This window comes from Streptomyces sp. NPDC046197 (assembly GCF_040646295.1).
Classification (GTDB): Bacteria; Actinomycetota; Actinomycetes; order Streptomycetales; family Streptomycetaceae; genus Streptomyces.
This window is the reverse complement of record NZ_JBEYZY010000040.1, coordinates 50,151-62,492: the sequence shown is the minus strand read 5'-3', so window position 1 is coordinate 62,492 and position 12,342 is coordinate 50,151. Positions and strand designations below refer to the sequence as shown.

At 73.6% G+C, this 12,342-nt stretch carries 10 protein-coding genes; 5 read left to right on the top strand and 5 right to left on the bottom strand.

The window, feature by feature from the left end; translation table 11 throughout:
- Nucleotides 1–1,542: PQQ-binding-like beta-propeller repeat protein (locus AB0A61_RS35050; protein ID WP_361301680.1), on the top strand; the 1,542-nt coding region annotated here is incomplete at its 5' end.
- A 178-nt stretch (nt 1,543–1,720) separates the two neighbouring features.
- Nucleotides 1,721–2,293 carry a hypothetical protein gene (locus AB0A61_RS35045; RefSeq protein WP_361301677.1) on the top strand — a complete coding sequence of 191 codons (573 nt, stop codon included), beginning with the start codon at nt 1,721–1,723 and terminating at the stop codon, nt 2,291–2,293.
- A gap of 31 nt (nt 2,294–2,324) precedes the next feature.
- Here the strand turns inward: AB0A61_RS35045 and AB0A61_RS35040 are convergent, their stop codons facing one another.
- Genes AB0A61_RS35040 through AB0A61_RS35030 form a run of 3 tightly spaced genes read right to left on the bottom strand, consistent with a single transcriptional unit; the run spans nt 2,325 to nt 4,686 of the window.
- Nucleotides 2,325–3,107, bottom strand: coding sequence for an enoyl-CoA hydratase/isomerase family protein (locus AB0A61_RS35040; protein WP_361301674.1), 783 nt, complete (start codon nt 3,105–3,107; stop codon nt 2,325–2,327).
- Nucleotides 3,104–3,520 (bottom strand): OB-fold domain-containing protein, encoded by a 417-nt coding sequence (locus AB0A61_RS35035; protein ID WP_361301671.1) that lies wholly within the window; start codon nt 3,518–3,520, stop codon nt 3,104–3,106. Before AB0A61_RS35035 ends, AB0A61_RS35040 begins: the two co-directional genes overlap by 4 nt.
- An 11-nt stretch (nt 3,521–3,531) precedes the next feature.
- Nucleotides 3,532–4,686 (bottom strand): lipid-transfer protein, encoded by a 1,155-nt coding sequence (locus tag AB0A61_RS35030; protein WP_361301668.1) that lies wholly within the window; start codon nt 4,684–4,686, stop codon nt 3,532–3,534.
- A 118-nt stretch (nt 4,687–4,804) separates the two neighbouring features.
- Here AB0A61_RS35030 and AB0A61_RS35025 point away from each other — a divergent pair, with 118 nt between their 5' ends.
- The gene (locus AB0A61_RS35025; RefSeq protein ID WP_361301665.1) at nt 4,805–6,490 is read left to right on the top strand and encodes a fatty acid--CoA ligase family protein; all 1,686 of its coding nucleotides are present in this window, start codon (nt 4,805–4,807) and stop codon (nt 6,488–6,490) included.
- Between the two features lie 118 nt (nt 6,491–6,608).
- On the opposite strand, the gene AB0A61_RS35020 is transcribed toward AB0A61_RS35025, so the two are convergent.
- Nucleotides 6,609–6,782 (bottom strand): hypothetical protein, encoded by a 174-nt coding sequence (locus AB0A61_RS35020; protein WP_361301662.1) that lies wholly within the window; start codon nt 6,780–6,782, stop codon nt 6,609–6,611.
- A gap of 204 nt (nt 6,783–6,986) precedes the next feature.
- The gene (locus tag AB0A61_RS35015; protein ID WP_361301659.1) at nt 6,987–9,962 is read right to left on the bottom strand and encodes a BTAD domain-containing putative transcriptional regulator; all 2,976 of its coding nucleotides are present in this window, start codon (nt 9,960–9,962) and stop codon (nt 6,987–6,989) included.
- 208 nt (nt 9,963–10,170) lie between these two features.
- Between AB0A61_RS35015 and AB0A61_RS35010 the strand changes: the two genes are divergently transcribed.
- Nucleotides 10,171–11,409: an amidohydrolase family protein gene (locus tag AB0A61_RS35010; protein WP_361301656.1), complete on the top strand. Its 1,239-nt coding sequence runs from the start codon at nt 10,171–10,173 to the stop codon at nt 11,407–11,409.
- The gene (locus tag AB0A61_RS35005; protein ID WP_361301653.1) at nt 11,406–12,338 is read left to right on the top strand and encodes an LLM class F420-dependent oxidoreductase; all 933 of its coding nucleotides are present in this window, start codon (nt 11,406–11,408) and stop codon (nt 12,336–12,338) included. Before AB0A61_RS35010 ends, AB0A61_RS35005 begins: the two co-directional genes overlap by 4 nt.
- Nucleotides 12,339–12,342 lie beyond the last annotated feature (4 nt).

Below are 12,342 nucleotides of genomic sequence, written 5' to 3'. Positions count from 1 at the left end.
CGCTCAGGGGCCACGCCCTCCGGGCGCCCCCCGGGGGCGGGGGGCCCGGTGCCGGGCGGCCCACCCTGCCGACCCCGGGGGGGCCCCCCCCCGCCCCCCCCGCCCGCCCCCGTCGGCCCCCGCGGCGGCCGGTCCAGCGTCCCGCCCCCGCCCCCGCCCTCGCACGACCCCGTCGTCCCGGCGCCCCTCACGCCCGGCCCGGTCGGCGCGGCCGACTCCGGCCCGGTGCGGCTGGCCGGCGCGCAGGTCCCGATCGGCCCCGGGCCGCGGGTCGCCGACGCCCGCGCCGCCGCCGTGAAGGCACCGCCGCCGGAGGCGGGCCTGGCCGCCTCCTGGTCCAAGCCGCACCCCGGCGTCAACGGCGCCGACCCCGCCGTACCGGCCGTGCCGCCCGCGCCCCCGGAGACCGCGACCGGCTGGCGCCCCTGGCGCTTCCGCATGTCCAACGACGTCTGGGGCACCCCGTCCGTGGCCGGCGACCTGGTCTACGTCACCTCCTTCGAGGTGCACGCCCTGGACGTGGCCACCGGCCGTCGCCGTTTCAAGACGCGTGACGTCGCCTGGTCGATGGCGGTCGCCGACGGCCGGGTCCACGCCTCCGACGGCCCGACCCTGTTCGCCCTGGACGCCCGCGAGGGCGCCGACCTGTGGCGGCTGCAGACGGACGCCTGGGTGTACTCGCTGAAGGCCGACCGCGGCACCGTCGTCACCGGCACCCGCGGCGGCGGCGTCCAGGCCTGGGAGGCCTCCAACGGCCAGCAGCTGTGGGAGATCAGCGGCGCCCAGAGCGACTTCGAGTCGCCCGAGGCGGGTCCGCTCGTGCACGAGGGCACGGTGTTCGTCTGGCGGGACGCCCGGCTGCGCGCACTGGAGGCCCGCACGGGCGAGGAACGCTGGTCGTACCCCATCGGCGACACCGCCTCCTGCGGCGGCGTGCCGGTGCGGCTCACCCCGGCGCCGGACGGCTACGTCTACGTCGTGGCCGGCACCCGCGTCCTCGCCCTCGACATCGCCGCCGGCCACGTCCGCTGGCACTTCGAGGCGCCCGCCGCCTTCCTCAGCCCGCCGGCTTTCGTCCCGGGCCCCGCGGTCGCCGGCGGCGGCATCTACCTCGCCGACTACCTGGGCACGGTCTACGCCCTGGACGCCACCGACGGCCGCGACCGCTGGCGCATCGCGACCGAGTCCCGCGCCTCGACCGACCCGGTCCTGGTCGCCGCCGGTCACGTCCACGTCGGCAGCGGCAAGGGGCTCTACACCCTGGACGCGGTGACGGGAACCCCCAAGTGGCGCTTCCAGGCGGGCGGCGAGATCGTCGGCTCCCCGTCGGTTGCCGAGGGACGGGTCCACTTCGGCTCCACCGACCACCTGCTGTACACGCTCAAGGCCGACGACGGCCGCCTGCGCTGGAAACTCGCCACCGGCGGCGAGATCACCGGCTCCCCGGTGGTCAAGGACGGGGTCGTGTACGCCTGCAGCAAGGACCGGTGCGTGTACGCACTGGACGCGGAGAAGGGGACGGGGACCGCCCGCACCGCCTGATCCGCGCCGCGGCCGGGCAAGGGTGCTGACGGCCGTCGTACCGCGTACACGGAAGGGCGTCGGACGGCGGCCGTCAGTCCTCGTGAGCGGCGCCTGTCGTCACCGCCCTCACACAAGACGCTACTCCCGGTACCCGGCCCCCGCCACGCGGCGACGGCCGCCCCGATAGGGTGATCGCATGCAGGTTCGGGGGCGCAGACTCAGGTTCACGGCGGTACTGGCGATAGTGGTGCTCGCGCTGACCGGGTTCTCCAGGGGACACCACAACAGCAGCCGGCACGGGGGTGGCTCGGGCGGCGGGTGCAACAGTTCCCACCAGGACCACGACAGTTCCTCGTCGTCCTCGTCGTCCGGGGGCGGCTCGTCGTCGTACGACGACTCCTACGGCAGTGGCTACAGCAGCTCCGGCGGCTCCTACAACCGTCGGCCCACCCACCGTGCGACCTCCACTCCCTCCGGCGGCAGCGGCACCGCGCAGGTCCTCGACGACGGCACGGCGAAGCTGCTGAGCTGCGCGACGAGGACGAAGCCCTACGCGACCGTCGAGGCCGGCAATCCGAACTCCCGCAAGGGCACGTTCGACGTGCGGGTTTCCTTCAAGGACAGGAGTGGCCACGAGCTCGGCCACTCCCACGAGGAGGCCGAGGTGCCCGCGAAGGGCAGGGCGACCGTCCGCGTGCGGGCCGCGGCGGACCTCATCGACTCGCTCGACCACTGCGAGGTCGACCCGTCGGCCACCCCGGTGGACTGACCACCGCCACCCCTGCCGCCACCGACACCACTCACCGCACCCGGAACCCGCCGGTCCGCCTCCGCCCCGCGAACAGCTCCGCCTGCTGCCGAGCCGGCAGGTTCCCCAGCGCGACGAGGTGCGGCGCCTGGGCGAAGGCATGGGCGCGGGCCGCCTCCTTGGCCGCCCACAGCGCCCGCACGGTTCCCTGGACGCCCTCCGGCGGATGTCCGGCGATGACGGCGGCACAGCGGGTGGCGGCCGCCAACGCCTCGCCGGGCGCCACCAGTTCCGACACCAGCCCGATCTCGTACGCCCGCCGCGCGGAGATCCGCTCCGCGGTCCCCATCAGCATCATCCGCGCCACCTCCCCGAACGGCATCCGCTGCGCCATGAGCACCGACTCGTAGGCGCTGACCATCCCGTAGGCGGTGTGCGGGTCGAAGAAGGCCGCGGTCTCGTCGGCCACGACGAACTCGCTCTCGCCCAGCAGGTAGAAGGCGCCCCCGCAGGCCATGCCCCGGACCGCGGCGACGACCGGCTTCCACAGGTCGTTCGCCTTCGGCCCCACCCGCAGCAGCGGGTCGTCCACCATGTAGGGCGAAGGGGGCTGCGGTACCACCGCGTCCCGGTCGATCCCCGTGCAGAACGCCCGCTCTCCGGCGCCGGTGAGGACCACGGCCCGCACCGAGTCGTCGAACCGGAACGCCTGCCAGACCTCGGCGAGTTCCGCGGCCATGGCGAGGTCGATCGCGTTGAGTCTTCCGGGCCGGTCCAGGGTGACGACGGCGACCCCGGTGTCCTTCTCGACGCTGACGCGCAGGCCGCCGCTCACGGGCGCTCCAGCACCCACTGGGGAAGCCCCGCCTCGCCGAACACCACCTGCACCCGCGCCCCGATCCGGATCCGGTCCGGCGGCACGGAGTCCAGGGGCGCGCCGGGACCGGCGACGACATTGCCGACCAGCCGGATGCGGGGGGCTTCCACCAGCTCGACCACGACGACGTTGTACGGCGCCTGTTCGGCGTAGCCGGGCAGCAGCGGTGGATGCGGAACGACGTAGGACCAGATGCGGCCGTGCCCGGCGACCCGCCGCCACTCGCTCGCGAAGGACTGGCAGTGCGGGCAGCAGGGCCGCGGCGGGAAGCGGAGCTCGCCGCAGTCGGCGCAGGCCTGGACGCGCAGCTCGCCCCGGGCGGCGTACTGCCAGAAGGGGGCGCCGTCGGGGTCGGTGACGGGTGTCAGCACGGTGCGGCTCCTCAGACTCGCAGCAGCAGGGCGGACGTCGGGACTCCCTCGCCCGCGGTGACCAGGCAGGTGGTGGCGCCGGGCACCTGGGCCGTGCTGGTGCCGCGGAGCTGCTTCACCCCTTCGTTGATGAGGTTGAAGCCGTGCACGTACGCCTCGCTGAGCCCGCCGCCCCCGGTGTTGATGGGCAGCCGTCCGCCGGTCTCCAGCGCACCGCCCTCCGTGAACGCGCCGCCCTCGCCGCGTCCGCAGAAGCCGTAGCCCTCGAGGGAGAGCGGTATGAGCGGGGTGAACGCGTCGTAGATCTGGGCGACGTCCACGTCCTCGGGGGCGAGGTCGGCGTGCTTCCACAGGTGCCGGGCCGCGGTCCAGGCGGGGCCGGTGAGGGGATCGTCGTTCCAGTAGTTGACCATGCCGTGGTGCTGGGCGGGCAGTCCCTGGGCGGCCGAGTGGACGTAGACCGGCGGGCGGCGGCAGTCGCGGGCGCGCTCGCGGGAGACGACGACGCAGGCCAGTGCCCCGTCCGTCTCCAGGCAGTTGTCGAAGAGGCACAGGGGCTCGCTGATCCACCGGGAGGTCATGTACATCTCGCGGGTGAGCGGGCGGTCGTACATGATCGCGGCCGGGTTCTGGTTGGCCCGGTTCCGGCAGGCGAGGGCGACGTTGAACAGGTGGTCCCGGGTGGCGCCGTACTCGTGCATGTAGCGCCGCGCGAGCATGGCGATCTCGTCCGAGGGGCGGAGCAGTCCGAAGGGGCGGGTCCACTGGGCGGGGGTGGGCAGCTGGACGGTGGTGCTGGTCCAGGGCCGCGGTCCGCTGCCGCGCTTGCGCGACCGCCACGCCACCCCGACGGTGGCCTGTCCGGCGGCGATGGCGGTGGCGAGATGGGCGACGGTGGCGCACGAACCGCCGCCCCCGTAACCGGCCTTGCTGAAGAAGGTGAGGTCGCCGAGCCCGAGGGCCTTCGCCAGCTCCACCTCGTCGGTCTCCTCCATGGTGTAGGAGGCCAGGGCGTCGACCTCGCCCGGCGCGATGCCGGCGTCGTCGAGGGCGGCGAGGACGGCGCGGCAGGCCAGGGTGCGTTCGTCCGCCGCGAGGTGTCTGGCGAAGGGGGTCTGCCCGATTCCGACGATGGCGGTGGCGTCCTTGAGACCGGCAACTGGCATGTGCACACACCTCCGCGCGACAGCTGCGTGGCTGACAGGCCGTCAGGTTACAGCTAATCTGACGGTCAGTCAGCTCTGGTGGGGTGCCCGGTGCGATCAGGCGTTCGGGAGGCCGAAGGTGCGCGGTGACGTGGAGTGGGGCAGTATTCCCGGTCTGGTCCGTTCGGCGGCCGAACGGTACGCCGACGCCGAGGCGGTGGTGGACGGCCGTACCCGGATCACCTACGGGGAGCTGGGCGCCCGGGTGGAGCGTGCGGCGGCGGCCTGCGTCGCGAACGGGGTGGCGGTCGGCGACCGGGTGGCCGTCTGGGCGCCGAACTCCCTGGAGTGGATGGTCGCGGCCCTGGGCGCGGTGTCGGCGGGCGCGGTCCTGGTTCCGCTGAACACCCGGTTCAAGGGCGGCGAGGCGGCGTACGTGCTGGGCGTGAGCCGCGCGAAGCTGCTGTTCGTGACGGGTACGTTCCTGGGCACGTCGTACGTCGCGGCGCTGCGGCGGGCGGCCGGGGCAGCGGCCGGAGAAGGGGCCGGGGAAGCAGCCGGAGAAGGGGCCGGGGCAGCGGCCGGGGAAGGGACCCGGGCAGGGGCCGGCGACGGCCACGGGCCGCTGCCGCAACTGCCCTGCCTGGAGCAGGTGGTGGTGCTGTCGGACGACGCTCCTGCGGACTTCCGCACCTGGAAGGACTTCCTGGCGGACGGGGACGGCGTGCCGGACGCCGAGGTGGCCGCACGGGCGGCCGAGGTGACCGGGACACTGCCCTCGGACATCGTCTTCACCTCGGGCACGACCGGCCGCCCGAAGGGCGCGGTGATCACGCACGCGCAGACCCTGCGGGCCTACGAGGTGTGGAGCGACCTGGCGGGACTGCGGCAGGACGACCGCTACCTGATCGTCAACCCCTTCTTCCACACCTTCGGTTACAAGGCCGGGGTGATTGCCTGTCTGATGCGGGGCGCCACGATGATCCCGCAGCCGGTGTTCAACGTGGACACGGCCCTGGCGAACATAGCGGCGGAGCGAGTGTCGGTCCTGCCGGGCCCGCCGACCCTGCACCAGTCGCTGCTGGACCACCCCGCCCGGGACGCCCACGATCTGTCCGCGCTGCGGCTGGTGGTGACCGGAGCGGCGGTGGTGCCGCTGCGCCTGGTCGAACGCCTGCGGGGCGAACTGGGCGTCGGCACGGTCCTGACGGCCTACGGGCTCTCCGAGGCGAGTGGCATCGTCACGATGTGTCGGCGCGGCGACGAACCGTCGGTGATCACCTCGACGTCCGGGCGCGCGATACCGGGCACGCAGGTGAAGGTGGTGGTGGGGCCCGGGGACGAGGAGGCCGCCCCGGGTATGCCGGGGGAGATCCTGGTCCGCGGTTTCAACGTGATGCGGGGCTACTACGAGGACGAGCCGGCCACGGCGGAGGTCCTCACGCCGGACGGCTGGCTGCGCACGGGGGACGTGGGCGTCCTGGACGAGGCGGGCAACCTGCGCATCACGGACCGCCTCAAGGACATGTTCGTCGTCGGCGGCTTCAACGCCTACCCCGCCGAGATAGAGCAGCGGCTGGGACTGCACCCCGATGTGGCGGACGTGGCGGTGATCGGTGTCCCCGACGCCCGGCTGGGGGAGGTCGGCAAGGCGTACGTCGTGCGCCGGGAGGCCTCGGTGCTGACGGCGTACGACCTGATTGCCTGGGCCCGACGCGAGATGGCGAACTACAAGGTCCCGCGATCGGTCGAGTTCGTGCCACGACTGCCCCGGAACGCGAGCGGCAAGGTGCTGAAGACGGAGCTGCGGCGGCGGACGGGGTAGCCCCCACGCCCACCGCCCCGACCCCCGTGGGGGACGCCCTCAACGGGCACACCCCAGCCGCGGCGGCTCCCCCTCCGCGCCGCCGCGGCTGATCTCTCCCCCCGGTGCGGAAGACCCGTCAGGCCTTCTCGTCGGTGGCGTGCGAGTTGTCCGGCTTGGCGATGCCACCCTCGCTCTCCGAGAGGGCGACGGGCCTGAGCGGCTCGCTGGTGGCGTGGCTGTTGAGCGTGGTGATCTCGGTGGCCTCGGCGTTCGCCGTCTCGGCCTCGGTGGTCTTCTTGTCGTTGCTCATGGCTGCTTCCCCTGAACGTTTTTGACGCGGTGAATGAAGGCCGCACCCGGCAGCTCCCCCGAGCCTCACCGGGCGCGACCCCTTCGGCCGCTACACCCTAAGGCGCGGCCCCCGGTCGATCCGCCTGCCCCCCGACACGACGGTTCGATACGAAGAGAGTGCCGTGAGGCGATAAACGAACGATGAACGCGTCCGGACGCGTCCTCAGGCGACGGCCCGGGAGGCGAGCAGGGCCCGTACCTCCTCCGCCTCGGCCGCCCCGAGCCCGTCGAAGATCGCGAGAGCTTCCTGCCAGCAGACCTGGGCGCGGCCGGACTGCCCGATGTCGTTCAGCGCACAGCCGAGGGCCAGGAGTACGTTCGCCCACCGCCATTCGCCGCCGATGCCGCGCAGGACCGTGAGTGCCGACTCGGCTCGCCTCGCCGCCTCGGCAGGGCGCCCGGCCGCCAGGTCGAGTTCGGCGAGACGGAACAGGGACATGCCCTCCCACAGGCGCTGGCGGCTGTCCCGGAAGACCGCGAGCGCTTCCGTCAGGCGCTCGGCGGCCTGGTCGTACTGGCCGCACCGGGTGAGCGCGAGCCCCAGCGCGTAGCGGCCGTTGGCACCCTTCAGGGCGTGCCGCATGCCGTCGTACATGTCGGTGCCCTGCTGAGCCAGGGACACGGCGCTCGCGGTGCGGCCCGTGGCCAGGTGGATGCGCGAGAGGTTGCACAGCGCGCTGGCCTCGCCGGGGCGGTCCCCGCACGAGCGGAAGCTGTCGATGGCTCGGGTGAGATGCCTCTCCCCGTCTTCGAACCGGCTCTGGTAGAGCGCGATGATGCCGAGCATGTTGGACGCCCAGCAGCCGGGAAGGTGGTCCCCGGCCTGGTCCGCGAGCCGGATGGCCTCGGTGGCGTCCTCGTTCGCGAGCTCGAAACGGCCGGACAGGTGGCGGCCGTTGGCGAGCGTGACGAGGGCACGGGCTTGAGCACGCCGGTCCGTCGCGCTGCGCGCCGCCTCCCGAAGGGCCGCGCCGGTGGCCTCGTACTCGCGGGAGTTGAGCCCCGACTCCGTCAGATCGATGGCCGACCACAGCAGATCGACGGCGCGCCTCAGCAGATCGGGCGCCGTCGACTGCCGTACGCACGCCAGCAGGGGCATCGCCTCGGTGTACAGCCAGTCCCGGGCCGCTCCCCGGTCCCGGAAGGTGAGCCCCGGGTACTCCGTGGCCGCCAGGTGGTCCACCAGCCGGTCCCCCGGCCGTTCGATCGCGTACACCCCCGCCGCGGTCGCCAGGTAGAAGTCCAGGAGGCGCGACAGGGCCGCGTCCCGCTCGCTGGGCGGGTGTTCGTCGCGCTCCGCGCACGCACGCGCGTAGAGCCGGACCAGGTCGTGGAAGCGGTAGCGCCCGGGAGCCGCCGACTCCAGCAGCGAGGTGTCCACCAGGGATTCCAGGAGGTCCTCGGTCTCCTCCGGCGGCAGGTCCAGCACCGCGGCGGAGGCCGGCAGGGACAGGTCCGGGCCGTCGGCCAGGCCCAGCAGGCGGAAGGCGCGGGCCTGGGGCGGCTCCAGTTGGCCGTAGCCCAGTTCGAAGGTGGCCTTGACCGCCAGGTCGCCCGCCTGGAGCTCGTCCAGTCGCCGGCGCTCGTCCGCCAGCTTCGCCGCCAGGACCGACACCGTCCAGGTGCGGCGGGCCGCGAGGCGGGAGGCCGCGATACGGATCGCCAGGGGCAGGAAGCCGCAGGCCGCCACCACGTCGAGGGCGGCCTCGCGCTCGCTCGCCACCCGCTCCTCGCCCACGATCTTGGTGAAGAGCGACAGCGCCTCGTCGGGGGACATCACGTCCAGGTCCACCAGGTGGGCCCCGGCCAGGTCCACCATCCGCACCCTCGACGTCACCAGCGCCGCACACCCCTCCGTGCCCGGGAGCAGCGGTCTGACCTGGGCCGCGTCACGGGCATTGTCGAGCAGTACCAGGACCCGCCGGCCGTCCAGGACCGAGCGGTACAGCGCCGCCCGCTCCTCCAGCGAGTCCGGGATGGCCGAGTCCTGTGTGCCCAGGGCGCGCAGGAAGGAGCCCAGCACGGTCTCCGGCTCCGCCGCCCGCGGTCCGGCGCCCTGCAGATCGACGTACAACTGCCCGTCCGGGAAGGCCGCCCGCGCCCGGTGGGCGACGTGCACCGCCAGCGTGGTCTTGCCGACGCCGCCGATCCCGGCCAGCGCCGATACGGCCATCACCCGGCCGTCCGCCGAGGCCAGCACCTCGCTCAGCTCGGCGACGAAGGCGGCCCGGCCGGTGAAGTCCGGTACGGTGGCCGGAAGTTGAGCGGGGCGGACCGCGGCGACCGGCGGCTCGGCCACGGGGGAGGAGGGCTCGGCGAGGGCCGGGTCGGCCTGGAGGATCCGCTGCTGCAGTTCGCGCAGCCCCGGCCGCGGGTCCACCCCCAGCTCCTCCGCCAGCAGCCGGCGCGTGTCCGCGTACACCGCCAGGGCCTCCGCCTGCCGGCCGCTGCGGTACAGGGCCAGCATCAGCAGCTCGCGCAGGCGTTCCCGCAGCGGGTGCGCCGCCGTCAGCGCCGTGAGCTCCGAGACCGCCTCCGCGTGGCAGCCCTGTTCGAGGTCCATGTCCAGGCGGGATTCGAGCAGTTGCAGCCGCCACTCGGCGAGCCTGACCCGCTGGGTCTCCGCGTACGGGCCGGGCACCCCGGCCAGTGGCTCCCCGTCCCACAGGGCGAGCGCGCGCCCGAGGGCCTCGCGCGCCTGGCACAGGTCCCCGGCCGAGCGCGCCTTGTCCGCCAACGCCGCCAGTTCCTGCGCGACCGCCAGGTCCAGGGCGCCCCCGCTCAGACCGCGCACGGCGTACCCGCCCGACTCGCTCGCCAGGACCCCGGGGTCCAGCACCTTGCGCAGCCGGGAGGCGTACGTCCGTACCGCCGCCAGCGCCTGTGACGGCGGCTCCTCGCCCCACAGCGCGTCGATCAGCTCACCCGCGGTTGCGGTGCGGCCCTCCCGCAGGAGCAGCGCGGCCAGCAGGGCCCGCTGCTGGGGGGAGCCGGTGCTGAGCGGTGCGTCACCGCGCCACGCGCGCACCGGGCCGAGCACGCTGAAGCGCAGCCGGTCCGGCCCCGCCGTCGAGCCGGGGCGCCGACGCTGCTCCGGTACGCGCGGCACACCCTCCAGGTCCCGCGGTACACCGTTCATGCCGTCTCCCTAGACATCCTGACCAACCACGTCAGTTTGCCCTGTGCGTGCCGGTTGCGTCAGCCGCGCGAGACGCCGATCACAGCGGGGCACACGGGAGTTCACAAGGCCCTCACATGCCTTCCGCGCAGGTCCGCACAGAGCTCACCGGTACCGGGCCCGGGCACGACAGCTGACGGACCGTCAGATCGGCGCTACGGTGAGCCGCATGGACACCCACGACAGCGCGTTCCCGCTGATCATCTCGGTCGACGACCACACCGTGGAGCCCCCGCACGTCTGGCGGGACCGCCTCCCGGGCAGGTACCGGGACACCGGGCCCCGCATCGTCCGCGCACCCCTGAAGGACATGACCTTTCTCGGTGGACGGTTCAAGCCCGTCATGGGTGCCCCGGGGGACGAGGGCCCGCTCGGCGACTGGTGGGTCTACGAGGACCTGCACCGGCCCCTGACCCGTCTCGACACCGCCGTCGGCTGCACCCGGGACGAGATCAGGCTGGAGGTCATCACCTACGAGCAGATGCGGGCGGGGTCGTACGACGTGGGCCGGCGCCTGGCCGACATGGACGTCAACCACGTCCAGTCCGCGCTCTGCTTCCCCACCTTCCCCCGCTTCTGCGGCCAGACCTTCACCGAGGCCCGGGACCGCGAGCTCGCCCACCTCTGCGTCCGCGCCTACAACGACTGGATGGTCGAGGAGTGGTGCGGCCCCGAGGCGCACGGACGCCTCGTACCGCTCATCCTCATCCCGCTGTGGGACGCCGAGCTCGCGGCCCGCGAGGTCCGGCGGAACGCCGAGCGCGGCGTCCGTGCCGTCGCCTTCTCCGAGATACCCCCGCACCTGGGCCTGCCCTCGATCCACACCGACGACTGGGACCCGTTCCTCGCCGCGTGCGACGAGACCGGCACCGTCGTCGCCATGCACATCGGCTCCTCCAGCAGGATGCCCTCCACCTCCGCCGACGCCCCGCCCGCCGTCGGTTCCACCATCACCTTCGCCAACTGCTGCTTCTCGATGGTCGACTGGCTGATGAGCGGCAAGCTGGAGCGCTTCCCGAACCTCAGGATCATGTACGCCGAGGGGCAGATCGGCTGGATTCCGTACATCCTGGAGCGCGCCGACGTGGTGTGGGAGGAGAACCGCGGCTGGGGCGGTGTCGCCGACAAGGTCCACCGGCCGCCGTCCGAGCTGTTCGCCGACCATGTCTACGGCTGCTTCTTCGACGACGCCTTCGGGCTGAGGAACCTCGACGCCATCGGCGTGCGCAACGTCCTGTACGAGACCGACTACCCCCACTCCGACTCCACCTGGCCCAAGTCCCGGGAGATCGGCGAGGCCCAGATGGGGCACCTGGACGCGGACGTCGTCGAGCGGATCGTACGGCGCAACGCCATCGACCTGCTGGGCCTGACGGAGGACGGCCTGTGGCCCGGTGGTGTCCGGTGACCGCCGGTTCCCTGCGCTACGGCATCCAGCTTCCCGTCCAGTCCCAGAGCACGATCTACGCCGAGTCCTGGGAGGCCGGCGCGGGCCCCGGCGACCTCGTGGAGATCGCCCGCGCCGCCGACCGGGCCGGGTTCGCCTACCTCGCCTGCTGCGACCACGTCGCCGTCCCGCGCCGCCTGGCTCCCGCGATGAGCACGGTCTGGTACGACCCCGTCGCCACCCTCTCGTTCCTGGCGGGCGTGACCGAACGCGTCGGGCTGCTCAGCCATGTGGCGGTGGTGGCGCTGCGCCACCCGCTGGTCACCGCCAAGCAGTACGCCACCCTCGACCACCTCTGCGGCGGCCGACTGGTCCTCGGCGTCGGCGCCGGGCACGTACCGGAGGAGTTCGAGACGCTGGGCGTGGACTTCGCGCGGCGGGGGCCCCTGCTGGACGAGTGCGTCGACGCCCTGCGGGCCGCCCTCGGGCCGGAGGAGTTCCCCGCCCACCACGGCAAGGCCTACGACTTCGAGGACCTCGGCCAGCGGCCCCGGCCGGCGCAGCCCGCCGTCCCCCTCTGGGTCGGCGGCTCCTCGCCCGCCGCCGTGCGCCGGGCCGCGCTCAAGGGTGACGGCTGGCTGCCGCAGGGCGACCCACGGGACCGGATGCCGGCGCAGATCGGCCGGATCCGGCAGCTCCGTGAGCAGGCGGGGCTCGACGGCCCCTTCGTCGTCGGAGCCATCACCGAACCCCTGTACGTCGGGCCGCCCGCCTGGGACGTCGGGCGGCGCACGATCAGCGGAGCGCCGGAGGCGGTCGCCGAGTCCCTGCGGGCCTACCGCGCGATGGGCGTGCACCAGATCCAGGTGCGGTTCCGCAGCCGGAGCCGCGGCGAACTCGTCGACCAGATAGCCGCGTTCGGGGCCGAGGTCGCGCCCCGCCTGGACTGAGGAG

Excerpts from the sequence above, each read along its gene's own strand:
- AB0A61_RS35045 (WP_361301677.1), top strand. The coding sequence starts at position 1,721 with ATGCAGGTTCGGGGGCGCAGACTCAGGTTCACGGCGGTACTGGCGATA.
- AB0A61_RS35030 (WP_361301668.1), bottom strand. The coding sequence starts at position 4,686 with ATGCCAGTTGCCGGTCTCAAGGACGCCACCGCCATCGTCGGAATCGGG.
- AB0A61_RS35020 (WP_361301662.1), bottom strand. The coding sequence starts at position 6,782 with ATGAGCAACGACAAGAAGACCACCGAGGCCGAGACGGCGAACGCCGAG.
- AB0A61_RS35015 (WP_361301659.1), bottom strand. The coding sequence starts at position 9,962 with ATGAACGGTGTACCGCGGGACCTGGAGGGTGTGCCGCGCGTACCGGAG.
- AB0A61_RS35010 (WP_361301656.1), top strand. The coding sequence starts at position 10,171 with ATGGACACCCACGACAGCGCGTTCCCGCTGATCATCTCGGTCGACGAC.